At 74.6% G+C, this 23239-nt stretch carries 24 protein-coding genes; 13 read left to right on the top strand and 11 right to left on the bottom strand.

Features of this window, described 5'->3' with window-relative positions:
* Window positions 1-7: 7 nt before the first annotated feature.
* The gene (locus ACWEMJ_RS27420) at window positions 8-1252 is read right to left on the bottom strand and encodes an FUSC family protein (RefSeq protein WP_452139808.1); all 1245 of its coding nucleotides are present in this window, start codon (window positions 1250-1252) and stop codon (window positions 8-10) included.
* Window positions 1253-1466: 214 nt separating this feature from the next.
* Between ACWEMJ_RS27420 and ACWEMJ_RS27415 the strand changes: the two genes are divergently transcribed.
* Window positions 1467-2648: an MFS transporter gene (locus ACWEMJ_RS27415; RefSeq protein WP_452139807.1), complete on the top strand. Its 1182-nt coding sequence runs from the start codon at window positions 1467-1469 to the stop codon at window positions 2646-2648.
* On the opposite strand, the gene ACWEMJ_RS27410 is transcribed toward ACWEMJ_RS27415, so the two are convergent.
* The 7 genes from ACWEMJ_RS27410 to ACWEMJ_RS27380 all read right to left on the bottom strand — a co-directional run bounded on the left by ACWEMJ_RS27410 (window position 2620) and on the right by ACWEMJ_RS27380 (window position 9712).
* On the bottom strand, window positions 2620-3486 hold the full coding sequence (locus ACWEMJ_RS27410; RefSeq protein ID WP_452139806.1) for a helix-turn-helix domain-containing protein: 867 nt from the start codon (window positions 3484-3486) through the stop codon (window positions 2620-2622). The genes ACWEMJ_RS27415 and ACWEMJ_RS27410 overlap by 29 nt on opposite strands.
* A 42-nt stretch (window positions 3487-3528) precedes the next feature.
* Window positions 3529-4413 (bottom strand): class I SAM-dependent methyltransferase, encoded by an 885-nt coding sequence (locus tag ACWEMJ_RS27405; RefSeq protein WP_452139805.1) that lies wholly within the window; start codon window positions 4411-4413, stop codon window positions 3529-3531.
* Window positions 4410-5882, bottom strand: a complete 1473-nt coding sequence (locus tag ACWEMJ_RS27400) for a 4-hydroxyphenylacetate 3-hydroxylase N-terminal domain-containing protein (protein WP_452139804.1) — start codon at window positions 5880-5882, stop codon at window positions 4410-4412. Before ACWEMJ_RS27400 ends, ACWEMJ_RS27405 begins: the two co-directional genes overlap by 4 nt.
* Window positions 5879-6421, bottom strand: coding sequence for a flavin reductase family protein (locus ACWEMJ_RS27395; protein WP_452139803.1), 543 nt, complete (start codon window positions 6419-6421; stop codon window positions 5879-5881). The genes ACWEMJ_RS27400 and ACWEMJ_RS27395 overlap by 4 nt, the downstream gene beginning before the upstream one ends.
* Window positions 6418-8247, bottom strand: a complete 1830-nt coding sequence (gene asnB, locus ACWEMJ_RS27390; protein ID WP_452139802.1) for an asparagine synthase (glutamine-hydrolyzing) — start codon at window positions 8245-8247, stop codon at window positions 6418-6420. Before asnB ends, ACWEMJ_RS27395 begins: the two co-directional genes overlap by 4 nt.
* Window positions 8247-8951, bottom strand: a complete 705-nt coding sequence (locus tag ACWEMJ_RS27385; RefSeq protein WP_452139801.1) for a hypothetical protein — start codon at window positions 8949-8951, stop codon at window positions 8247-8249. Before ACWEMJ_RS27385 ends, asnB begins: the two co-directional genes overlap by 1 nt.
* A 266-nt stretch (window positions 8952-9217) precedes the next feature.
* Complete coding sequence (locus ACWEMJ_RS27380) at window positions 9218-9712, bottom strand: winged helix-turn-helix domain-containing protein (RefSeq protein WP_452139800.1); 495 nt, start codon at window positions 9710-9712, stop codon at window positions 9218-9220.
* A gap of 69 nt (window positions 9713-9781) precedes the next feature.
* Between ACWEMJ_RS27380 and def the strand changes: the two genes are divergently transcribed.
* Together def and ACWEMJ_RS27370 are read left to right on the top strand one after the other, a co-directional pair.
* On the top strand, window positions 9782-10435 hold the full coding sequence (gene def, locus ACWEMJ_RS27375; protein WP_452139799.1) for a peptide deformylase: 654 nt from the start codon (window positions 9782-9784) through the stop codon (window positions 10433-10435).
* 33 nt (window positions 10436-10468) lie between these two features.
* Window positions 10469-10828 (top strand): hypothetical protein, encoded by a 360-nt coding sequence (locus ACWEMJ_RS27370; RefSeq protein WP_452139798.1) that lies wholly within the window; start codon window positions 10469-10471, stop codon window positions 10826-10828.
* 45 nt (window positions 10829-10873) lie between these two features.
* On the opposite strand, the gene ACWEMJ_RS27365 is transcribed toward ACWEMJ_RS27370, so the two are convergent.
* Window positions 10874-11344, bottom strand: a complete 471-nt coding sequence (locus tag ACWEMJ_RS27365) for a MarR family winged helix-turn-helix transcriptional regulator (protein WP_452139797.1) — start codon at window positions 11342-11344, stop codon at window positions 10874-10876.
* A gap of 94 nt (window positions 11345-11438) precedes the next feature.
* On the opposite strand from ACWEMJ_RS27365, the gene ACWEMJ_RS27360 reads away from it, so the two are divergent.
* The gene (locus ACWEMJ_RS27360) at window positions 11439-12563 is read left to right on the top strand and encodes an epoxide hydrolase family protein (protein ID WP_452139814.1); all 1125 of its coding nucleotides are present in this window, start codon (window positions 11439-11441) and stop codon (window positions 12561-12563) included.
* Between the two features lie 33 nt (window positions 12564-12596).
* A complete protein-coding gene (locus tag ACWEMJ_RS27355; RefSeq protein ID WP_452139796.1) occupies window positions 12597-12983 on the top strand; it encodes a DUF6086 family protein in 387 nt (128 codons plus the stop codon).
* Between the two features lie 23 nt (window positions 12984-13006).
* On the opposite strand, the gene ACWEMJ_RS27350 is transcribed toward ACWEMJ_RS27355, so the two are convergent.
* The gene (locus tag ACWEMJ_RS27350) at window positions 13007-13702 is read right to left on the bottom strand and encodes a DUF2625 family protein (protein WP_452139795.1); all 696 of its coding nucleotides are present in this window, start codon (window positions 13700-13702) and stop codon (window positions 13007-13009) included.
* 44 nt (window positions 13703-13746) lie between these two features.
* A complete protein-coding gene (locus tag ACWEMJ_RS27345; RefSeq protein WP_452139794.1) occupies window positions 13747-14550 on the bottom strand; it encodes a LuxR C-terminal-related transcriptional regulator in 804 nt (267 codons plus the stop codon).
* Between the two features lie 520 nt (window positions 14551-15070).
* On the opposite strand from ACWEMJ_RS27345, the gene ACWEMJ_RS27340 reads away from it, so the two are divergent.
* The 8 genes from ACWEMJ_RS27340 to ACWEMJ_RS27305 all read left to right on the top strand — a co-directional run bounded on the left by ACWEMJ_RS27340 (window position 15071) and on the right by ACWEMJ_RS27305 (window position 23172).
* Complete coding sequence (locus ACWEMJ_RS27340) at window positions 15071-16015, top strand: ABC transporter permease (RefSeq protein WP_452139793.1); 945 nt, start codon at window positions 15071-15073, stop codon at window positions 16013-16015.
* 1 nt (window position 16016) lies between these two features.
* On the top strand, window positions 16017-17015 hold the full coding sequence (locus tag ACWEMJ_RS27335; RefSeq protein WP_452139792.1) for an ABC transporter permease: 999 nt from the start codon (window positions 16017-16019) through the stop codon (window positions 17013-17015).
* A complete protein-coding gene (locus ACWEMJ_RS27330; protein WP_452139791.1) occupies window positions 17012-17761 on the top strand; it encodes an ATP-binding cassette domain-containing protein in 750 nt (249 codons plus the stop codon). Before ACWEMJ_RS27335 ends, ACWEMJ_RS27330 begins: the two co-directional genes overlap by 4 nt.
* Window positions 17758-18570 (top strand): ABC transporter ATP-binding protein, encoded by an 813-nt coding sequence (locus ACWEMJ_RS27325; protein ID WP_452139790.1) that lies wholly within the window; start codon window positions 17758-17760, stop codon window positions 18568-18570. Before ACWEMJ_RS27330 ends, ACWEMJ_RS27325 begins: the two co-directional genes overlap by 4 nt.
* Window positions 18567-20168: an ABC transporter substrate-binding protein gene (locus ACWEMJ_RS27320; protein WP_452139789.1), complete on the top strand. Its 1602-nt coding sequence runs from the start codon at window positions 18567-18569 to the stop codon at window positions 20166-20168. The genes ACWEMJ_RS27325 and ACWEMJ_RS27320 overlap by 4 nt, the downstream gene beginning before the upstream one ends.
* 35 nt (window positions 20169-20203) lie before the next feature.
* Entirely contained in the window at window positions 20204-21205 is a 1002-nt protein-coding gene (locus ACWEMJ_RS27315) for an LLM class F420-dependent oxidoreductase (protein WP_452139788.1), read from the top strand.
* Between the two features lie 65 nt (window positions 21206-21270).
* A complete protein-coding gene (locus ACWEMJ_RS27310) occupies window positions 21271-22344 on the top strand; it encodes an LLM class flavin-dependent oxidoreductase (protein ID WP_452139787.1) in 1074 nt (357 codons plus the stop codon).
* 336 nt (window positions 22345-22680) lie between these two features.
* Window positions 22681-23172 (top strand): RICIN domain-containing protein, encoded by a 492-nt coding sequence (locus tag ACWEMJ_RS27305; RefSeq protein WP_452139786.1) that lies wholly within the window; start codon window positions 22681-22683, stop codon window positions 23170-23172.
* Window positions 23173-23239: the final 67 nt, after the last annotated feature.

The following is a 23239-nucleotide window of genomic DNA, read 5'->3' as shown; positions in this document are numbered from 1 at the left end:
GTCGACGTCAGGCCGCCCGGCGCTTCCTGCGCGGGCGGGGGCGGAGGCGGTCGCCGCGGGCGAGGTGGCGGAGGGTGGCGAAGCGGGAGAAGCGGGTGCGGTTGGCGAGGGAGGCGCGGTCGAGTTCCTCCATCAGGCGGCGGGTGCGGTGTTCGAGGTCGAGTTCGTCGAGGATGCGGTCGACCTCGGCGAGGAGCGAGCCGTGCAGCTGCCAGGCTTCGGGGTCGGCCTGGACGCGGCGCAGCAGGAGGTGGGCGACGTTCTCGCGGCAGGTCCAGGCGGCGGCGAGTTCGGAGGTCAGGCGCTGTTCGGCTTCTTCCGCGTTGCGGCTGACCTGGGTGGTGACCAGGACGGCGAAGCTCACCAGGGCCCCGCCGATGTGCGCGAAGAGCTCCTCCAGGGCGACCGCGACCTGCGGGGGGAACAGCTGCTCGTCGGCGGTGCGGCGTTTGGCGAGGTCGGTGAGGGAGCGGGCGATCACCCGGATGACGACCACGCAGATCTCCAGGGTGTCCAGGCCGGTGCGCAGTATCAGCCGGGACAGCAGGCCTTCGCTGATCCGGGGGTTGAGCCGCAGGCTGTCCTCGGCCTGCCGCAGCGCGCCGTCCACCTCGGCGATCGCCTGGTCGAGCCGGCGGGCCTCGTGCAGGCGCTCGGCGGCGCGGGCCACTGGCACCGGGCGGCCGAGTTCCTCGGAGAGGTCGAGGAGCAGGTGCCGGGCCCGGCGGGCGAGGTCCTCGATCTTCTCGCCGGCGGTGTCCACCCACACCGGCGGTGCGAAGAGCAGATTGAACAACAGTCCGACCGTCGCACCGATCAGTGTCTCCAGGACGCGGTCCCAGGCCTGCGTGGTGACCTGCGAGACGCCCAGGATCAGCATCGCGCTGATCGCCACCTCCTGGACGAACTCGTCCACCCGCACGAACCGGCCCACGGTCAGCGACGCCAGGATGATCAGCCCCAGGCTCCACCAGGACAGCCCCACCACCGTCGAGAAGCCGATCGCGATCAGCACCCCGACCACCACCGAATTGACCCGCCGCACACTGGTCTTCAGCGTCGAGTACACCGTCACCTGGACCACCAGCAGCGCCGTCAGCGGCGCCGTCAACGGCACCGGCTCCCGGCTCAGCCAGGTCGCCACCACGTACGCCAGCGTCGCGGCCACCGTGGCCCGCACGGTCTGCACCACGAACGGATCCCTGGCACCCCGGCGCACCACCGCCGCCACCGACTCCGGAACAACACGCATGCCGCCCTTCTATCCCCCCGGCCCGGCCTCCACACGCGCTGACACTCCGCAGCGTGTGAGTGGCGGTCACAGGACGAACGCCTGCCTGGTTGCCGCCCGGGCGGTTGCCCAGGATGGCCGCATCGGGCCTGTGTCCCCTGCGCGCGGCCGACGGCGTCCGTGGTCCGAGGACGCGCCGCGCACCCCCGACGAGGTGGTGGTCGCTGTGAGCGACGTGTCCGATCGTGCCCTGACGCAAGCACAGACACCGGCGGACGAGGTGTTCCGGCGACGGCGCTACGCCGGGGTGCTCGCCCTGCTGTTCCTGTTCGGCACCGAGACCTTCCTGGTCTCCCCGCTGCTGCCGACCATCGCCGGCTCGATCGAGGTGAGCGAGGCCGCCGCCGCGTCCACCGTCACCGCGTACGTGCTGGTGTACGCGGTGTTCGCGCCGTTCCTCGGCCAGCTCAGCGACCGGTTCGGACGGCGCCGCACGCTGCTCGCGGGCACCGTGCTGTTCGTGCTGTCCAACGCCGCCGCCGCGCTCTCCACCGACCTGACCCTGCTGGTGCTCTCGCGCGCCCTCGCCGGGCTCGCCGCCGCGGCCGCCGGGCCGGCGATCTGGGCGCACATCGCGGAGACCGCCCCGGACGCGGTGCGCGGCCGGGCGCTCGGCCTCGGCATGGCGCTGTTCTCCACCGGCCAGGTCGTCGGCGTCCCGCTCGGCGCGCTGCTGGCCGGCGCGGCGGGCTGGCGGGCCGCGTTCTGGGCGCTCACCGCCGGCACGGCCGCCGCCGTGCCGCTGCTGCTGCGGCAGGTCGCGCCCCGGCCCGCCGCCCCGGCGGCCGGCAGTTCGGCGCTCGCCGTGCTGGCGGCCTGGCGGGATCCCGCGCTGCGCCGCGCGCTGCTGGTGAACACCGCCTTCAACGCGGCCAACCTGGGCGCGTACACCTTCCTCGGCGCGGTCCTCGGCGACCGGTTCGACCTGTCCGTGCAGGCCCTCGGCCTGATCGGCGTGCTGGTCGGCGCGGGCAGCGCGGCCGGCTCGCTGCTCGGCGGGCGGCTCGGCGACAAGGCCCGCGCGGCGGGCCGCACGCTGCCGCTGCTGCCGGTGTGGTCGGTGCTGCTGGCCGCCGGCATCGCCCTCGCGGTGGCCGGGCCCGGGCTGGTGCTGTCGCTGCTCGGCGTGCTGCTGTGGTTCACGGCCTCCGGCGCCTTCGTCACCGACCAGCAGACCCTGGCGGGCACCGTCGCCCCCGCGCACCGCGCCACCTCCAGCGCCTGGCTGACCTCCACCATGTACGCGGGCACCGGCGTCGGCGCGTGGGCGGTGGGCGCGTTCGGGAACGTCGGGCACGGGTCGCTGATCGTCGGCGTGGTGCTGGCGCTCATCGCCGCGCTGGGGAGCATTCGGTGAGGACGGTCGCGCCCGCGTCGACCAGCCGCGTCATCCGGGCCAGGTCGGTGGCCGTGTTCGGGGTGAAGAGCAGCACCAGCGCCGACGGGTCGTCGACCGGGTGGAACGAGCTGAGCGTCAGGCGCACCGGGCCGAGCGCCGGCGGCTCGGCGACGACCTGCCGGGCGGTCAGCTCGGCGACGGTGTGGCAGCCCCACCAGTGCCGCAGGTCGGGGGCGTCGGCTTCGAGCCGGCGGTAGAGCTCGTCGGTGCGGGCGTCGGCCCGCGCCGGGCCGGCCTGGGCGCGGAAGTGCTGGAAGACGTTCATCGCGAGCGGCTCCCAGTCGCGCAGCACGCCGCGCAGCCGGCGGTCGACGGCCATCAGCCACATCAGGTTGCGCCGGTCGGCGGGGACGGCCTCGGGGGAACCCCACAGGGCCGTCCACGCCGCGTTCCAGGCCAGCAGGTCGAAGTGCCGGTCGAGCAGCACGGCGGGGCTGGCCGGCCACGAGTCGAGCACCGGCCGCACCGCGTCGGCCAGCCGCCCGGCGGCGGTGCGGGACGCGGGGACCGGCTCGTGGTAGCCGGCCAGCCGCATCGCGTGCCGCAGCCCCGCCGCGTCCAGCCGCAGGGCCCGCGCCACCGCCTCCAGAACCTGCCGGGAGGCGCTGACGCGGCCCTGTTCGAGCCAGGTGTACCAGGCCAGGCCGACGCCGGAGAGCGAGGCGACCTCCTCGCGGCGCAGCCCGGGGGTGCGCCGCCGCGCCGTGGAGGTGAGTCCGACGTCGGCGGGCTGAAGGCGTTCGCGGTGGGCGCGCAGGAAGGCGCCGAGCTCCTGACTGACGGCGGGGGTGGACACGCTGGCTCCTCGCGGGTGGTTCCGGGTCGTCGCGCACCCAGGTTAGGCGCGCCGCGGACCGATTCCGGTTCCTGCAACAAACTCCTCATGTGCCGTCAACTCCCAGAGCCGCACCGGCATCCGGCTGACATGTCCGAGTTCGTCCTGGCGCCGCCGGGCGGCCGCGCCGACGGCCCGGTAGAAGTCGGCGCGCCGCTCGCCGGGCAGCACCCGCGCGTAGTAGTCGCCGAAGGTCGCCGCGTGGAAGTGCTCGTACTGCTCGGCCGACTCGACGGTCACCACCGCGTCCCGCTCGGCGTGGCCGGCCACCCGCAGGTGCGGGTCGAGGACGGCGAGCAGGTCGTCGACGGTGCGGGTGCGGGTGGCGATCGGCAGGACGCCGTGCGCGGCGAGCAGCGCGGGCACCTCGGCGGCCGGGGTGCCGAGCGCCGTGAGCGCCTCGCGGACCAGCTCGTCCTCGCCGCCGAGGCCGTCGGCGTCCCGGGCCGGGTGGTAGGTGGTGAGCAGGAAGCGCCCGCCGGGGGCGAGGTGCTCGGCGACCCAGGCGAAGATCCGGTCCTCGTCCGGGTACAGCCAGTGCAGCACCGAGGTCTGGGTGATCACCTCGGCGCGGTACGGGAGTCGCGCGGGCGCGGTGAGGTCCGCGGTGTGCAGGACGACGCGCCCGCCGTACGGGGCCAGGCGCTCGGCGGCTTCGGTGATCCGGTGCTCGGAGCGCTCCAGGCCGACCGCCAGGCGCAGCGAAGGGAAGCGGTCCAGGGCGGCCCCGAGCAGCTGGCCGATGCCGCTGCCCAGGTCGACCAGCGTCTCGGGTGCGCCGGTGACGCGGTCCAACACCCAGTCGCGGTCGTGGACTTGGCGCAGCCGGCTGGCGTCGGCGTAGCCGGCGAGGGTACGGGCCTGGATCTCGACGGCGGACGGGCTCACGCGCGGGCCTCCTGGTCAGTGGCGGGGTCGAGCAGGGCCAGCAGCCGGGCCCTGGTCGCGGACTGGTCGTAGCGGTGGAAGACGGTGATGCGGTTGCGGGCGAGATCGCCGCGGTGCACGTACTCGTACAGGTCCTGGCGCTGGCCGAAGCCGTCCCCGGTGAGCTCCCAGGCCAGCCGGAACAGGCGGGACTTGAGCTCGACGCCGGTCTCCCGGCCGCGCATGTACCGGTCCAGGTGCGGGCGCAGCCGCGGGTTGGCGAGGTCGCCGGGGGAGGGCTGCATCAGCAGGCCGGACGCGCCGATCTTCCGGACGATCTCGACGGCCTGCCCGGCCACCTCGGCGGACCACACCCGGGAGGCGAAGGTGTCGCCGGGCGCGAACAGGCCCGCGTCGGTGAGGGCGCCGCGGTTCTCCGCCGCGTCCAGGAAGTACTCGGTGAGCTCGGCGTACCCGGCGAGCCGGCCCAGGTCCTCCTGGATGTTGCGAAACTGGCCGACGCCGATCGACTCGGCGAGCAGCGTGGCGGTGGCCAGCAGGGTGCGCAGCCGCTCCCGGTAGCGGATGTGGCCGACGTACGCGCTCCAGGCGTTGATCCGGCCCAGGCCGCGGCGGGCCAGGTCGGCGTCGCGCAGCAGGAACACCCGGTCCCACGGCACCAGGACGTCGTCGAAGAACAGCATCGCGTCCTGCTCGTCGTAGCGGGCGCCGAGCGGGTGGCCGTGCCCCCACGGAGCGGTGCCGAGCGGCTCGCGGGCCAGCGTGATCAGGCCGGGGGTGTTCAGCGGCAGCGCGAACCACACCACGAACTGCTCGGCCCGGCCCTGGGTGAACGACGCGGACAGGTACACCAGCACCTCGTGGGCGAGCGGCGCCAGCGTGGTGAGCTGCTTCGCGCCGCGCACCACGATGCCGCGCTCGTTCTCCGCCAGCACCCGCAGCGCCAGGTCCGGATCGTCCAGCGGGTTCGCCGACCGGTCGATCTGCGGGTCGCCCAGGGCGTGCGACAGCACCAGGTCGTTGTGCGCGCAATGCCGGTACCAGGCCTCGGCGTTGGCCCCGAACCGGGGGTCGGACGCGGCCAGCTGGTGGCGGAAGTCGTGCACGCCGAGGGCGATCGACGCCATGAACGCCGGGGAGCGGCCCTGCTGGCCGAGCGCCTCGGCGTGCCAGAACTCGGCGCTGCGCCGCTGGACGCGCAACTCCTCCAGGCTGGTGGGCGGTTGGTAGGCGCGGGCCAGCCGCAGGCCGGTGTCCGGGTCCTTGTAGGTGAGCAACTCGGCGTGCTCGGGCTCGTGCTGGAGGTCGAGCAGGCGGCCGAGCTCCTCGGCGGCGGGCCGGAACGCGGGGTGCTCGGCCGGGTTGGCGATCCGCCGCCCGTCCAGGTACAGCTCGCGGCCGTCGTCGAGCTCGGCCAGGTAGCGGGCGCCGGTGAGCAGGCCGCGGGGCTTTCGGGACAGCAGGGTCATGCGCCGACTCCTCGCCGGGGATGGGTGGTTGACGTTTCCGGTCCGAGCCGCCGGTAGCGGCCGGCGTGGTGCAGCAGCGGCCGGCCCGGGCCCTCGCCGACCGCGACGGCCTCGCCGACCAGCAACAGGTGGTCGCCGACCGGCAGTTCGGCGTGCAGGACGGCGTCGAACCAGGCCGCCGCGCCGGCCGGCACCAGCGCGCCGGCCGGGGCGTCCTGCCGCGGCAGGTCCGCGAAGCCGCCCACCGCCCGGCCCGCGCCCGGCGTCGCGAACCGCCGTGCCAGCGCGTCCTGTTGCTCGTCCAGCACCGCGACGGCGAAGCGTCCCGCCGCGTGCACCGCCGCCGTCAGCGGGCTGCGGTGGGAGACCGCGACGCCGATCAGCAGCGGGTCGAGCGAGAGGGTGCTGAACGAGGAGACGGTCTTCGCGTACTCCACGCCCGCCCAGTGGGCGGTCAGCACGGCGACCCCGGTGGGCCAGTGCCGGGCGGCCGAGCGGAACGCGCCCGCCGTGAGCGCCTGGTGGGCCGGCGCGCTCACCGCAGACCCACCCGGTAGGCGCGCAGCCACTCGTCGACCTGCACCAGGTGGTCCAGGCCGCCGACCGGGTTCGGCGCGGTGCGCGGACCGGGCAGCGGGCGGCCCTCGGCGAGGTGGCGGCGCACCAGCTCCCGGTCCACCAGGTCGAACACCGGCGCGGCCGGGTCGGCCAGCAGCTCCTGGGCGCGGGCGGTCAGCACCTCGGTGTAGCGCACCGCCGGGGTGGACGGGTAGCCGGACTTCGGCCGGTCGGCGACCTGCGGCGGCAGCAGGTCGCGCACCGCGTCCCGCAGCAGCCCCTTGGCCCGGCCGCCGGGGGACTTCACCTCCCACGGCACGTTCCACAGGTACTCCACCAGCCGGTGGTCGCAGAACGGCACCCGCACCTCCAGGCCGACCGACATCGACACCCGGTCCACCCGGTCCAGCAGCGGCGGCAGCCAGCGGGTCAGCGCCAGGTGGAAGGTCTCCCGCACCTTCGCCGCCGCCGCCTCCTCCCCGTCCAGCCGGGGCACCGAGGCCAGGGCGCTGCGGTACGCGGCCTCGGTGTACTCGGCGGGCCGGACCTCGGCGCGCACCTCCGGGCGCAGCAGCGCGGCCGGGGTGGTGCGGCCGTGCAGCCAGGGGAAGGTGCCGGAGGCGAGCGCCGGGGCGTCGTGGAAGTACGGGTAGCCGCCGAACACCTCGTCCGCGGCCTCGCCGGACAGCGCGACCGTGGAGCGCCGGCGCACCTCGCGGAACAGCAGGTGCAGCGAGGCGTCCATCTCGCCCCAGCCCGGCCGGTCGCGGGCCCGCAGCACCGCGTCGCGGGCGTCCAGCAGGTCGTCGTCGGGGATCAGCACGCTGGTGTGCACGGTGCCGATGTGCTCGGCGGCGGCCCGCACGAACGGGGCGTCCTGCCCGGTCCGCCAGGCGTCGGGCGCGCGGTCGGCACTGCCCGGGAAGTCCACCGAGAAGCTGGTGATCTTGCCCTGGCCGCTGCGCTCGCGGGCCTGCGCGGCCAGCGCGGTGATCGCCGAGGAGTCGACGCCGCCGGACAGCAGCGTGCACAGCGGCACGTCGCTGACCAACTGCCGCTCCACCGCGTCCGCGAGCAGCGCCCGCACGGTGGCCCGGGTGGTCGGCGCGTCGTCCGGGTGCGGGGCCGACTCCAGCCGCCAGTACGGGAGTTCGCGCACCGCGTGCCGGGTCGCCAGCACCAGGTGCCCGGGCCGGACTTCGCGCAGGCCCCGGAACAGCCCGTGCCCGGGGCTCGGCGCGGCCGGCAGCGCGAACAGCTCGGCGATGCCCGACGCGTCCAACTCGGGCCGCAGCAGCGGGTTCGCCAGCACCGCCTTCGGCTCGGAGCCGAACAGCACGCCGTCGGCGTGCCGGTGCCAGTACAGCGGCTTGATGCCCAAGTGGTCGCGCACCAGCAGGAGTTCCTGACGCCGGGTGTCCCACAGCGCGTAGCCGAAGATCCCGTTGAACCGGGACGGCGCGCGGTGCCCCCACTGGAGGTGCGCGCGGAGCACCACCTCGGTGTCCGACCGGGTCCGGAACACGTGCCCGTGCGACTCCAACTCGGCCCGCAGCTCACGGTGGTTGTACAGCTCGCCGTTGTACGCCAGCACCGCCCGGGTGTCCTCGCCGTCCGTGAACGGCTGCACGCCGCCGTCCAGGTCGATCACCGCGAGGCGGGTGTGGCCCAGCGCCGCGTGCCGCGACAGCCACACGCCGTCCGCGTCCGGACCCCGGCAGGACAGCGTCCGCGTCATCCGGCGGACCGTCTCGGCGCGCAGCCGCAGGTCGTCCGTCCAGTCCAGCCAGCCCGTCACACCGCACATCAGGGCGCCCCCGTCGTCGTCTCGTCGTTGACCTGCTCGTCGGCGCCGGGCTCCTCGATGCCCGGCGCCTCGGGACCCGGCGCCTCGGTTCCCGGCGCTTCGGTGCTGGCCTCCCAGCGGCAGCCGTGGCCGGTCGGCCCGGAGCGCAGGCGGTGTGCCGGGCGGAAGCCCTTGGCGCGGATGTTCGCGGACAGCGCGTGGGTGCAGTACGTGCACGGCGAGGCCAGGGTGAGCGTCACCCCGCTGCGCCGGGCCTGCTCGCGGTAGTCCCAGATCGCGCAGTGCGTGATGGTCAGCGCCGCGTGCTGCGGGCCCGGCGGCCGGGCGTCGTCGAACTCGTAGTCGGAGCCGTACAGTTCGGCCTGCCGGGCGATCCGGTGGATCGGGTCCGCCGCGCCCCGGCCGAGGTCGGGCTCGACCGTGCGGTGCACCTCGGCGTTGGACGCCGCCCACGCCGCGAGCACCTGCTCGCCGTAGTGCCGCACCAGGAAGCGCTCCATCAGCGCCTGGCCGCGGAAGAACAGCCGCTGCCACTGCGCGGACGGCGCCGCGCCGTCCGGCAGGTCGGCGAAGATCTCGCCCTGCAGCGCGAACCACTCCGCGAGCTGCGGCTGGTCGCCGAGGCTGACCAGGTACCTGGTCAGCCCCGCCTCGGCCTCGTGCAGCCGCTGCCGCCACAGCGCGGAGCGCTCGGCGTCCGGCATCGACCGGTACGGCGAGCATTCCGTGCCCGCCGGTCCGCCCGGTGCTTCCGGTCTCTGCGGTCCCGTCCGGTCCTGGTCGGCCGGCAGGAGTGCGACCCTGTCCGGCCCGGTCCTGCCCTCGGGTGCGACGCCCACCGGTGATCTCCCTCCGCCCCGTGCGACTGCGTCCTGCCAGTCACGCTAGGCAGCGGCCACCGGGCCCCAGAAGCCCCGAACGGATCCCGCGAGGGCGACCTTCGTCGCCCTCAGCCGGGCAGCCGTCGCCCTCAGCCGGGCAGCAGCGGAACGACCCGCGCGGCGGCGGCGTACGGCTGCGCGCCCCGCGGGCGCTCCGGGCGGTCGGCGTAGCGGGTGATCAACTCCCGCATCCGGCCGGTGAGTTCGTCGGCCTCGGCGGGCGTCAGGTGCAGCACGGCGGTGAACGGCTCGGCGGGGCCCGGCTGTTCGGCCGCGCTCTTCGGTGCGGCGGGCTCGTGGACGGGGTGCGGCGCGGGTGCGGCGTCGGTCTCCCAGCGCAGCCGCCACGGGCGGGCGCGGCCGCCCTGCGGGACTTCCTCCACCAGGCCGTAGCGGGCCAACTGCCGCAGATGGAAGGAGCACAGCCCCGAACTGAGCCCGAGGCGCGCGGCGGCCCCGGTGGACGTCACGGTGCCCGCCTCGGCCAGCAGGTCGAGCAGCGCGATCCGGACGGGGTGGTCGGGCAGCGGTCGGCGGACGCCCGGGGGGAGCGGCTGTCCGGTCTCGCGAATCTCATCGGTCACTTTGCAAAGTGTGCTACTTTGCAAGCCGAATGACAAGCCGTCAGGCGGCACGCCCAGGGAGACCTCCGCATGACCCACAGCCCGCAGGACCGCCGGGTCCACGTCCAGGGCGAGCCCGTGGACGACTACCCGCTGCTCGCCCCCGAGACCGCGCGCGGCGCGGTGCGCCGGATCACCGTCGTCGGCGAGCCGGTGCTGCACCGGCGCTGCCGGCCCGTCACCGAGTTCGGCACCCCGTGGCTGGCCCGGCTGATCGACGACATGTTCGCCACCAACCACACCGCGGAGGGCGCGGGCCTGGCCGCCAACCAGATCGACGTCGACCTCCAGCTCTTCATCTGGGACATCACCGACGACTGGGGCGTGCGCCACGTCGGCCACCTCGCCAACCCCGTCCTCGCCGAGACCCCGGCCGCCCGCCGCCGCCTGCTCGAAGAATCCGAGGGCTGCCTCTCCGTCCCCGGCCCGCACCGTCCGCTGGCCCGCCCCGACCACGCCGTCGCCCACGGGTACGACCTGCACGGCCGCCCGCTCACCATCGAGGGCCACGGCTACTTCGCCCGCTGCCTCCAGCACGAGACCGACCATCTGCACGGCCGCCTCTACCTCGACCGCCTCGCCGCCCGCGACCGCAAGTCGGCCCTGCGGGAGATGTCCGACCGCCGGGCGGACGTCCTCGCCCGCCGCGAGGCGAACGCGGCCCGGCTCGGAAAACTGTCGTAGCGCGGGGGAACGGGCACGGCCTAGCTTGGGCGGATGACGATTCGTTCGAGTGTGATGGTCTCCCCGGGCCGCGAGGTGCGCTACCCGGCGGCGCTGCGGCGCCTGGCCGGGATGGGCGGAATTCCGCTGCTGTGCGCGGAGTTCGCCGACGGCGCCGCCGTCCTGGTGGAGGTGACGGTGGAGGGCGCCGAGGTGGTGGCGTCCGGCGGGAGCTACCTGCGCGCCCGCTTCGAACTGCTGGGCTGGCCGCGTTCGACGGTCACCGACACCGAGGGCGGCTTCGCGCACCACCTGGTGCCGGCCGGCGACCGCGCCGCCCTCGACGACTTCCTCGCCCTCCTGGCCGCCCGCCCCTCCGTCACTCTCCCCTCGGGGCACGGGTCCCGCCGATGACCGGCTGATCCGCGGCGCTCGGCTCCCGGGCGGGGCCGTTGGGGGTCAGGGGGTCGGGGGGTGGGTGGGGCGGTGGTGGGTGGTGAGGAGGGTGAGGAGGTGGGTGAGGTCGCGTTGTTGGGCGGGGGTGAGGGGGGTGAGGAGTTCGGTCTGGGCTTCGGTGACGAGGGTGTCGAGGTGGGCGAGGCGGCGGTGGCCGGCGGGGGTGAGGGTGATGGTGTTGCGGCGGCGGTCGGTGGGGTCGGGGGTGCGGTGGACGCAGTCGGTGGCGGCGAGTTCGTTGAGGACGGCGACCATGTCGCTGCGGTAGATGCCGGTGCGCCGGCTGAGTTCGGCCTGGCTGGTGGGCCCGGTCTCGGCGAGGGCGACCAGGACGGCGAAGTGCCACTTGCGGGCGCCCTCGGCGGCGAGGCGGTCGCCGACCAGGCGGTCGGCGACCGTGGCGGCCTGGGCGAGCAGGCGGCTGGGGACGGCGCGCAGGCGGTCCGGGGTGGGGTCGGCGGCGGGCGGGGTCACGGGCGTCCTCGACTCGTTGCGTTAGTGACACTAACAGTCTAGCTTTGTTAGTGGCACTAACGTTTCGTGCGTGGACCCCACTGGAGTGAACACCGTGATCTCGCCGTTCCGCATCGCCGTCCCGCAGGCCGACCTCGACGACCTCGCCGACCGCCTCGCCCGCACCCGCTGGCCCGACGAACTCGCCGACGCCGGCTGGGACTACGGCTTCCCGCTGGCCCGCCTGAAGGAGCTCGCCGAGTACTGGCGCACCGGCTACGACTGGCGCCGGCACGAGGCCGAGCTCAATCGGCTCCCGCAGTTCACCACCGAGATCGACGGCCAGAACGTCCACTTCGTCCACGTCCGCTCGCCGAAGCCGGACGCGCTCGCGCTGGTCCTCACCCACGGCTGGCCCGGATCGTTCCTGGAGTTCCGCGACGTCGTCGAACCGCTGTCGCGCGACTTCCACCTGGTGATCCCGTCCATCCCCGGCTACGGCTTCTCCGGCCCGACGCACGAACGCGGGTGGGACGTCGCCCGGATCGCGCGCGCCTGGGCCGAGCTGATGCGCCGCCTCGGGTACCAGCGGTACGGCGCGCAGGGCGGCGACTTCGGGGCGGGCATCTCGCTGGCGCTCGGTGCCGCCGCGCCGCGGCAGGTGGCCGGCGTGCACGTCAACTACCTTCCGACGCAACCGGATCCGGACGCCGCGATCGAACTGTCGGCGCAGGACGAGGCCCGGCTCGACAAGGTCCGGCAGCTGATGGCGAACCGGCCGCCCTACCAGGCGCTCCAGGCCCTCACCCCGCAGACCATCGGCTACGCGCTCACCGACTCCCCGGTGGCCCAACTGGTCTGGATCGCCGAGCGGTTCGCGCACTGGACCGACCCGCGCACCCCGATCGACGACGACCGCCTGCTCACCGACGTCGCCCTGTACTGGCTCACCGCCACCGCCGCCTCGTCCGCCCGCCTGCACCACGACACCCCGCGCGGCGCCGTGCCCTGCCCGGTGCCGGTCGGCGTCGCGGTGTACGCCCACGACATCACCCAGTCGGTGCGGCCGCTGGCCGAGCGGCGCTACGACATCCGGCACTGGGCGGAGTTCGAACGCGGCGGCCACTTCGCCGCGATGGAGGTGCCGGAGGCGTTCGCGGCGGACGTCCGGACGTTCTTCCTGGGCGTGGACGGGGGGAGCCGGGAAGACCTGATCGTGTCCGCCGGCGTGGGTGGCTAGCCTTTGGCCCGGCATCGGAACGGGAGGCGGCGGGTGAGTCAGTACTACGACCTGGGGGAGGAGACTCTCTGGAATCCGTCGAACGGCGCGTCCCGGCTGTTCCTGCGGCAGGTGGAGGTCTTCGAGGCCGAACTCGGGCTGCCGTCCGGCATCGGCCCGATGGAGATGGACGAGTGCCGGATCGACCCGGCCCGGCTGGAGGTCTTCGTCAACACGATGCTGGCCTGGCACCGGGGCTGCCTGCACCCCGTGATCTGGACGCTGTCGGAGGGCTTCGTCTTCACGGTGCTGGTGCTCGCCGACCGGGCGGGCGTCGCGGTGGACTGGGCGGAGCCGCCGACGGCCGGCGAGGAGCCGCACCCGTGGGACGAAGGGCTGCTGGAACGGGTGCGCAGGTACGGCCGGCGCATGTCGCGCTAGCCGGCCGGCGGCGGTCGCGGACGCTACACGTCGCCGAGGAAGCCCGGGTGCGGGAGGCCGGCCTGGGTGGCGAAGTCGGCCGACAGGGCGAGGAGTTCGCGCAGAGGGACGGGTCTGCGGCTGGTGGCGGCGAGGTTCTGGTGGGCCTCCTGGGACCAAAGGAACGGGTAGACCGAGATGCCCTGGTCGGGGGCGAGGGCCGCCGCCTCCTCGCGCCAGCCGGGCCAGCGCAGGCCGTCGTAGAAGGTCGCGGGCCGGTCGGACAGCAGCCAGGCGATCCAGTGGGAGTGGCCGACGTCGAGGGCCTCCCACTCCAGGGAGTCGGGGGCGAAGTACGTCACCTGGCCGGGCAGGCCGGGGCGGCCCTCGGCGGCGGGGTCGTGGCCGTTGAGGGCGAAGACGCCGCCGAGGACGTCGTGGGCGAGGACCGGGCCGGTGCCGGGGTGCCACGCGGGGTCGAAGACGGCCGGGAAGCGGTTGACCCGGGCGAGGCCGCTGCCGTGGACCCGGAGCCAGCCGTCGTCGATCAGCAGGCCGCCGGTGTGCAGGGTCAGCGCGCCCAGGGCGGAGCGGGCGGTGACCTGGAGCTGCAGCAGCCCCCGCCGCCCCTCCCGCTCGTCGGGCGGCAGCACCCGCACGCCCGGCGCGCCCGCCAGCGCGACCCGGAGTTCGGGCCAGGCCGGGTCGTCCACGGTGATCAGTTCGTCGATGTCACGCATCCGGGGATGATCGCAGACCGGCCGGTATGACGAGATGCCCGGCGTCAGCCGGTGAGGCCGTGGCGGACGGCGTAGAGGGCGGCGCGGAGGCGGTCGGGTTGGCCGGTTTTGCGCATGGCGTGGGTGAGGTGCTTCTTGACGGTGGCTTCGGCGAGGGTGAGGCGGCGGGCGATCTCGGCGTTGCTGTGGCCGAGGGCGAGTTGGGTGAGGACCTGGCGTTCGCGGTCGGTCAGGCCGGCCTGGTCGAGCGGGCGTTCCGCGGGTGCGGGCTGCGGGTGGTGCGCGGGGGCGGGGGCGGGGAGGAACAGCGTCGCGCCGGCGGCCGCGAGGTGGACGGCGTCGAGGATGCGTTCGGGCGGCAGGTCGAGCGGGAAGCAGCCGCTGCCGCCGGCCGCCAGGATCCGGCTGGCCTCGGTGGTGGTGGCCGCGCGGCGCAGCAGCACCACCCGGGCGGCGGGCGCGCCGCCGGGCCGGCGCAGTGCGGCGACGGCGGCGAGGTCGGCGTCCAGGCCGCTGCCCCGTCCGAGCAGGACGAGGTCGGGCCGGGCCCGGTGCACGGCGGGGACGGCGTGCGCGGCGTCCGTCGCGGAGCCGACCACCGCGAGGTCCGGGTCGGGCCCGAGGACGCTGCGCAGCCCGGCGCTGACCACCGGGTGCCGTTCGATCAGGAAGATCCGGGTCGCGGTCGGCCGGCGGGCGCCGCCGGACGGGCACAGCGGGTGCCCGCAGACGCACGGCGACGCGGTGTCGGTGAGGAGTTGACGGCCGGCCAGCAGATCGAGCGGGTTGTCGATCTCGGTGTGCAGGGCGTCCAGCGGTACGGGCCGGGTGGGTGTCAGCGCGGGCACGGGACCTCCCGGTGGGAGGGTGCGACGGGGTACGGGCGGTGGCGCATGGCGGATCGGTCCCCTCGGAGGCGGCGGGCCGGGACGTGGGGATCGCGGGCGGACTCGGTGGAGCGCCCGGCGGATCCCGACGGAGGACGGGCGGCCGCCGGGGCCGGTCAGGCCCGGGGGCGGCGCACCGTGGCGGGGCGACACGTCTCGTCGAAGCACCTGCGGTGCCACGAGCCGCCGATCCCCCACAGGGTGAAGTCGGTCCACCGATAAGCCATGGCGGAAATCGTATGGACGCCACCGAGGGCCGGTCAAGGACGGTCCGCCGCCCCGCCCCCGCCCCCACCGCGGTACCCCGTACCGCCGCTCCTATGACCACCGGTAATGGCATGAACGCCTGGCTGGCTGCCCGCGCGCACCGTCCGCAACCCTCGGCCTGAACAACCCGACGGGCCGAGCCCGCAGCCGAGAGGCCGCTGCCCCCGTCGCCGAACCGGAGGACCCCGCCGCCCATGCCCACCGCCCTCGCCCCGTGACCGGCTTCCTGCTGCGCCGCCTGCTGCTCGCGGTGCCCACCCTGCTGGGGGTGAGCGCCGTCGTGTTCGCCACCGTCGCGCTCGTCCCCGGCGACCCCGTCACCGCGTTCCTCGGGCCCGGCGCACCCGCCGAGGCCCGGCAGGCCCTGGCGGAACGGATCGGCCTCGACCGGCCGCTGCCCGTCCGCTACCTGGACTGGCTCGGCCACGTCCTCACCGGCGACCTCGGCACCTCGACCGCCACCCAACGCCCCGTCACCGCCCAGCTGCTGCCCGCCCTCGGCCAGACCCTGACGCTCACCGCCGCCGCGTTCGCCCTCGTCCTGGCGGGCGGCGTGCTGCTCGGCACCCTCGGCGCGCTGCGCCCGGACGGCGTGTGGGGGCGCCTGTCCGGCGCCGCGTCCACGCTCGCCGTCTCCGCCCCCCAGTACTCGGTGGCGCTGCTGCTGATCGCCGTGTTCGCCGTCCACTGGCAGCTCCTGCCGGCCGGCGGCACCCAGGACGCGTTCGGCGGCGGCGGGCCCGGCGACCTGCTGCGCCACCTGCTGCTGCCCGCGACTGCCGCCGCCCTCGTCCCGCTCGGCCTCACGGCGCGGGTCCACCGCGCCGCGCTGTCCGCCGTCCTCGACGGCGACCTCGCCGACGGCCTGCGCGCCCGCGGCCTGGGCCGGGCCGCGGTGCTGCGGCACTGCGCGCACAACGCCTCGCCCGCGCTGCTGACCATCGGCGGCCTGCAACTGGCCTACCTGCTGGAGGGAGTCGTCTTCGTGGAGACCCTGTTCGCCTGGCCCGGCCTCGGCCGCCTGCTCTACGACGCGCTCACCGCCCGCGACCTGCCGGTGATCCAGGGCGGCGTGCTGATCGTCGGCACCGCGTTCGTCGGCATCAACCTGCTGGTCGACGCCGCGCACGCCGCGATCGACCCCCGGGTGCGGGGCTGACATGACGACAAATCGACGCCTCGTGACGGCCGTCCTCGCACTGCTGCCCGTCCTGCTGGCCCTCGCCGCACCCCTGCTCGCCCCCGCCGACCCGAACGCCGGACACCTCGCCGACCGCCTGCTCGACCCCGGCAGCCCGGGCCACCCGCTCGGCACCGACAGCCAAGGACGCGACCTGCTCAGCCGACTGCTCTGGGCCGCCCGCCCCTCCCTGGCCGCCGGACTCCTGCCCGTCGCCTTCGCCGCGCTGGCCGGCGCGCTGCTCGGCATCGCCGCGGGCCTCGGCGGACGCGTCACCGAACAGGCCCTGCTGCGCACCCTCGACGTGCTGTACGCGTTCCCCGGCGTGCTCCTCGCGATCGCGATCGCCTCCCTCCTCACGCCCGGGCTCACCTCGACCGTCCTGGCGCTGTCGGTGGTGCTCACCCCGGCCGTGGCCCGGGTCGCGTTCACCGAGACGCGCCGCATCCGCACGGCGGAGTACCTGGAGGCGGCGCGCGTCAGCGGGGCGACCTGGCCGACGCTCGTGCTGCGGCAGGTGCTTCCCGTGGTGGCGCCCGTGGTCCTGACGTACGCCACCTCGCTGGTCGGGCTGGCCATCGTCTACGCGGCGGGTCTCTCGTTCCTCGGCCTCGGGGTCGCGCCGCCGACGGCCGAGTGGGGGGCGATGCTCGACGAACTCCGGCCGGCGATCTTCACCCACCCGTGGCTGGCGGCGATGCCGGCGCTGGTGATTCTGGGGGTGTCGGTGCTGTTCAACGCGGTGGGCGGCGAGCGGCGGGCGGGCGCGAAAACAGGGGCGCTGGGGGTACCCCCAGCGAAGCGAGGGGGCGGAACTGCGCGACAAGCGCAAAGCCCGTCCGCAAGGTCGCGATCAAGTGCAGGTCATTCTCCTGCGTCGCGATCTTTGCGGTGGAGCGCCTCCCGCTTCGCGCAGTTCCCCGCGCCCCCGGCTTCGCACCCCCACCCGCGCCCGGATCTCGTGGAGGACGACGCATGAACGTGCTGTCCGTCGAAGCGTTGACGGTCGAGCACCCCGGCGGGGTGCGGGCCGTGGACGGGGTGAGCCTGGCGCTCGGTGCGGGGGAGGCGCTGGTGCTGCTCGGCGAGTCCGGGAGCGGGAAGACCACGCTGGCGCGGACGGTGCTCGGGCTGCCCGGGCGGGGGGCCGTCGTGCGCGGGTCGGTGCGGCTCGGCGGGCGGGAGCTGCTGGGCCTGCCCGAGCGGGAGCTGTCGCGGATCCGGGGCCGGCGGATCGGCTACGTCCCGCAGGACCCGTCCGCGACCCTCGACCCGCTGCGCCGGATCGGCGCCCAGCTCGCCGAGGTGCTGCGCCGCCACGGCCTGGCCGACAGCCGCAGGGACGCCCGCGCGGCCGCGCTGCCGGTGCTCGCCGCCGCCGGGCTGCCCGACCCGGAGCGGGCGGCCGCCGCGTATCCGCACGAGCTGTCCGGCGGGCTGCGCCAGCGCGCCGCGATCGCCCTCGCGGTGGCGTGCGGGCCCGAGCTGCTGATCGCCGACGAGCCGACGACCGCGCTGGACGCGCTGCTGCGCGCCCGCGTCCTCGACCTGTTCACCGCGCTGCGCACCGAGCGCGGCCTCGCCCTGCTGCTGGTCACCCACGACCTGTCCGCCGCCGCCCGGATCGGCGGCACCCTCGCCGTGCTCGACCGCGGCCGGCTGACCGCCACCGGCCCCGCCGAGACCCTGCTCGTCCCCGCCGCCGCCACGGGAGCCCGGTCATGACCGCCGACACGACGCTGCTGCGCCTGGACGCGGTCGCCAAGAGCTGGTCCGGCCGCCCGGCCGTGCGCGGGGTGAGCCTGCGGGTGCGGGCCGGGGAGGCCGTCGCGCTGGTGGGGGAGTCCGGGTCGGGGAAGTCGACGCTGGCACGGCTCGCGCTGGGCCTGGTGCGGCCGGACGCGGGGACGGTGGCGTTCGAGGGGCGCGACCCGGCGCGGTTGCGGGCACGGGCGGACCGGGCGGTGCGCGGCCGGCTCCAGTTCGTGCCGCAGCACCCCGGCGGCTCGCTGAACCCGGCGCTGCGGGCCGGCGAGGCCGTCGCCTTCGCGCTGCGCGCCCACGGCGTGCCGCGGCGTCAACGCGCCGAGCGGGTCGGCGAGTTGTTCCGGCAGGTGGGCCTCGCCCCGGAGCTGGCCCGGCGGCTGCCGCGCGAGCTGTCCGGCGGGCAGCTGCAACGCGTCGCGGTGGCCCGGGCGCTGGCCACCGGACCGGCCCTGGTGGTGTGCGACGAGCCGACCTCCGCCCTCGACCCCGACACCCGCCGGCGGCTGCTGGACCTGCTCACCGAACTGCGCGAACGCACCGGCACCGCCTACCTGTTCGTCTCGCACGACCTGGCGGCCGTGGCCGGATTCGCCGACCGCACCCTGGTGCTGCGGGCCGGCCGGGTGGTCGAGCAGGGAGCCACCCGAGCCCTCTGGAACGACCCCCAACACCCCTACACCCAGGCCCTGTTGGCTGCCTCAGGGCCGCACGTCGAGCTGCGCGCCCCGCACACCCGTACCACCGAACCGACCGAAGGACCGTCATGAGCAAGCACGTTCGCACCCGTCTCGGAGCCGCCGCGCTGTCGGCCGCCGTCCTGCTGACGACCGCAGCCTGCACCACCGCGACCGCCGGCGGCGGAGACGGCGCCGCGGGCGGCACGCTGGTGATCGGGGCGACCGGGAAGCTGCCGAACCTGGACACCGTGATCGGCGGCGCCGGGTACGAGGGCAAGCGCCTGCTGAGCTTCCAGATCTACGAAGGGCTCACCCGCTACGAGCTGCTGGAGCACACCGACCGGCCGCCCCAGGTGACGGGCGCGCTCGCCGAGTCCTGGCAGGTCGCGCCGGACAGGCTGACCTGGACGTTCACCCTCCGCCAGGGCGTCACCTTCCAGGACGGCACGCCGTTCGACGCCGACGCCGTGCTGTTCAACCTGCACCGCTACCTGGACAAGTCCAGCCCCGAGTACACCGACGCGCTCGGCGCGGCCGCCAAGGAGTACGCCGGCGACATCGCCTCCTACCGCAAGACCGACGACACCCACATCGAACTCGTCACCACCGCACCCAACGGGCACTTCCCCGAAGACCTCGCGCACGTGCTCATCGCCAGCCCCACCGCCGTCCGCAGGACCGGCAGCGCGAACTTCGCCCAACACCCGGTCGGCACCGGCCCGTTCGGGTTCGTCTCGCAGACCGAGGGCCAGCAGGTCGAACTCGCCGCCAACCGCACCTACTGGCGCGGCGCACCCAAGCTCGACCGGCTGATCGTCAAGGCGCTGCCCGACCCGGCGGCCCGCACCGCCGCGCTGCGCTCCGGCGGCGTCAACTGGATCGAGTACCCCAACCCCGACGACCTGGACAGCCTCAAGGCCTCCGGCGCGCAGATCCTCACCAACAGCTACGACCACCTCTGGTACTGGATCCTCGACACCGCGAAGGGGCCGTGGGCGGACGTGCGGGTCCGGCAGGCCGCCAACTACGCCATCGACCGGCAGGCCATCGCCGACAAACTGCTGCACGGCACCGCCGACCCGGCCTACCAGGCCGCACCGCGCGCCACCGCCGCCTACGACCCGGCCGGCGACCGCTACTCCCACGACCCGTCCAAGGCACGGCAGTTGCTCGCCGACGCCGGCTACCCGAACGGATTCGGCACCTCCGTGACGGTGCCCACCGGCGGCTCCGGCAACCTGCTGCCCGTCCCGATCGCCGAAGCGCTCCAGCGCGACCTCGCCGCCGTCGGCATCAAGGTGGAGATCCGCACCACCGACTGGACCACCCTGATCGGCGCCGAGGCCAAGGGACAGGTCGCACTCGACTCCGACGCCATCGCCCAGTCCACCACGCTGTTCCAGTCCGAGGCCCTGCTGCCGCTGTTCCTCGGCTCCAACAGCCCCTTCTGGACCGGGCACTACGCCAAGCCGGCGGTCGACGGACTGATCGCCGCCGCCGCCGCCGAACCCGACGTCCCGGCCCGGCAGGCCGACTACCGCACCGCGCTGCACGTGGTCACCGAGGACGCGCCGTGGCTGTTCGTGGTCAACGACCGCAACCCGCGCGCCCTCGCGCCCACCGTCCACGGACTCGTCCAGCCGCAGTCCTGGTTCCTCGACCTCACCACCGTCCGCGTCGGCAACTGACGAGTCATCAGATCCCTTTACGGAAGAGCGAGTTCATGACGCTTCACCAGCCACCGCCCGCCTGGGGCATCACCCTTCCGCTGCCGGGCCTGACCATCGACCGCCACCGCTTCCTGGTGGAGCGGCTGCCCGAGCTCGGCTACGGCGACGTGTGGAGCGCGGAGGGCGGCGGCACCGACGCGTTCACCCCGCTCGCCGCCACCGCCGCCTGGTCGCCGCACCTGCGGATCGCCACCGGCATCGTCCCCGTCCACACCCGGGGGCCCGCCGTGCTCGCCCAGACCGCCGCGACACTCGCCCAACTCGCCCCCGGGCGCGTGCTGTTGGGCATCGGCGCGTCGGTGCCCGCGCACGTCACCGACATCAACGGCATCCCGTTCGACGAGCCGTTCAAGCGCACCCGCGACGTGCTGCGCTTCCTCACCGCCGCGCTGCGCGGCGAGCACGTGGCGGGCGACTTCGACACCTTCTCCATCACCGGCTACCGCCTGCCGCACCCGCCCGCCGACCCCGTCAAGGTCATCCTCGGCGCGCTGCGGCCCGGCATGCTGCGCCTGGGCTTCAACGAAGGCGACGGCGCGATCACCAACCTGCTCGGCGCCCACGACCTGCCGAAGGTGCTCGACGCCGTCGGCCCGCAGCCGCCCGGCAAGGAACTCGTCGTCAAGGTGTTCGTCTGCCCCACCGAGGACACCGCCTACGCGCACCGCGCCAGTCGGCCGTTCCTCGCCTGGATCCTCAACCGCGAGCCCTACCGCAAGTTCCACGAGTGGCTGGGCAACGGCGAGTTGCTCGCCGAGACGCACAAGCGGTGGGCCGACGGCGACCACGAGGGCGCGCAGCGCGCACTGCCCGACGAGGTCGTCGACGCGCTGTTCCTCAGCGGCTCGCCCGAGGAGTGCCGCGAACAGATCCTGCGCTACCAGCAGCCCGGCGTCACCGCCATCCAGCTGTACGTCTCACTGCCGCCGGAGGTGTTCACCAGCCGCACCCGGCTGCTGGACACCCTCGCCCGGCTCGGGCCCGCCGCCCGGTGACCGACTGTCCTGCGGCGGGCCGCAGTCGGGCGGCCCGCCCGCCTCCGTGACAAGGAGACCCCTTGATGGAGCTCGAACTGCGCGGCGGCGTCCGCGCCGCGCCCGTCCTCGGCGACACCCCCGCCGAACGGCAGGCCCTGCGCTGGGCGCCCGACCCGCGCGAACGCACCGCCGACCCGGCCCACATCGTGCGCGCCGCCCGGGAGTTGGAGGAGGACGGCCTCGACAGCGCGCTCGTCGTGCAGTCCTCCTCCTGGCCGGACCCCTGGCTGGTGGCCGGCTGGGCGCTGGCCGCCACCAGCCGGCTGCGGATCGCCGCCGCGCACCGCATAGGCGTCAACTCGCCCACCACGGCGGCCCGTTCGCTCGCCACCTTGGACCGGCTGTCGGCCGGGCGGATCAGCGCGCACGTGATCATCGGCTCCAGCGACGCCGACGTCGCCCGCGACGGCGACACCCTCCCCAAGGCGGAGCGCTACCGGCGCGCCGAGGAGTACCTCGCGGTCCTCACCCGCTACCTCGCCGCCGAGAGCGACCTCGACCACGACGGCGAGTACTACACCCTGCGCGCCGCCAGACCGGGCCTGCGCCCGTCGCCCGACAGCGAGTTGATCTCCTTCGGGGGGTCGTCGGCGCAGGGCGTCGAACTCGCCGCGAAGTACGCGCAGGTGTACGCCGTCCCGCCGCTGCCGCTGCCCGACACCCGCCGGCGCACCGCCGAGGCCCGCGCCGCCGCCGCCCGGCACGGCCGCACCCTGCGGATCTGGCGGCACGTCACCGTGGTGCTCGTCGGCACCGACGGCGAGGCCCAGCAGCGCCTGCGACGGCTGCGCCGGGACGCGATCCAGCTCGCCACCGGCCCCGAGTACGCGCGCCACCTCGACGCCGTCGCCCTCGACCGCGACCGCGAGCGGGGCCTGACCGGCCCCGACCAGATCGCCTCCTACATCCGCCGCAACCTGGCCGCCGCGTACACCGGCTCGCCCGCGACCGTCGCCGCCCGCATCCACCTGCTGCGCGCCGCCGGCGTCGACATCGTGCAACTCGACCTCGCGACCGAGACCGACGAGGACCGCGCGCTGCGACGGCAGTTGGTCGCCCTGCTGCGCAACGCGGCCCCGCCGCGCTGGGCCTGGTGAGCGGCGCCGCTCCGGCGGGCGTACGGCCGGCGGCCAGTGCTCCGACCGCACAAGTTCGCCGGGTCGGTGACGCCCCATTTTTGCCATGCGGCTATTTGCGACAAAGCGCGCATGTGCCAAGAAGCGGCGCACAAGCGAGAAAATCACCTCGCTCGAGATGTCTCGTTTTGCACTGCGCAGGCCCGGGTCCGACTACTACCGTCATCGACAGTCGAATGCGCAAAAAGGCTGGGACGGCACGGGGGGTGATCGATTCCCCCCAAGTGTCGTGTGGAATTCGGCGAATCGATCCCAGCTCTTCGCAGGCCACGCTTTTCATCGACGGATGAGAGAGACATGCGACGTATACTGGCGGCCATCGTGACTGCGGCCGGCCTGGCCGTACTTGCCCCTGCAGGACCAGCGCACAGCGCCACTCCTCTTTACCTGGCGAACACCAGCGCAAGTTCTACCGCCTACTGTGCCACTCCGCTGGGCAACAGCACGGAAAATGGAGCCATTGTCACACTGTGGCAGTGCGTCCCTGGTGCCGCTCCCCAGATGTGGCACTGGCAGGGCAACCAGCTCGTCAACGATGCGAGCGGAAAGTGCATGACTCCCCAAGGAGACGCATACAACACCGACGGGGCAGTTCTCACCCTGTGGACGTGCGTCCCCGGATCGAAGTCCCAGCAGTTCGGCTATGACCCAACCGGGTGGATTGCGAACTACTACTCCGGAAAGGCCCTGACCCCCAGGGGGGACCAGATGGCGAACGGCGTCTACCTCACACTCTGGACGTACGTCCCCACCTCTCCGCAGCAAAGGTGGGGCTTTTACTACTACTGAGCCACTGCGCACAGATCGACCGTGAAACGCTGAGAACAACGCTCCCGCACGCCCCGGTCCCCACAGC

The organism is Kitasatospora sp. NPDC004531 (assembly GCF_053602195.1).
This window is presented reverse-complemented; position numbering and strand designations above follow the sequence as displayed.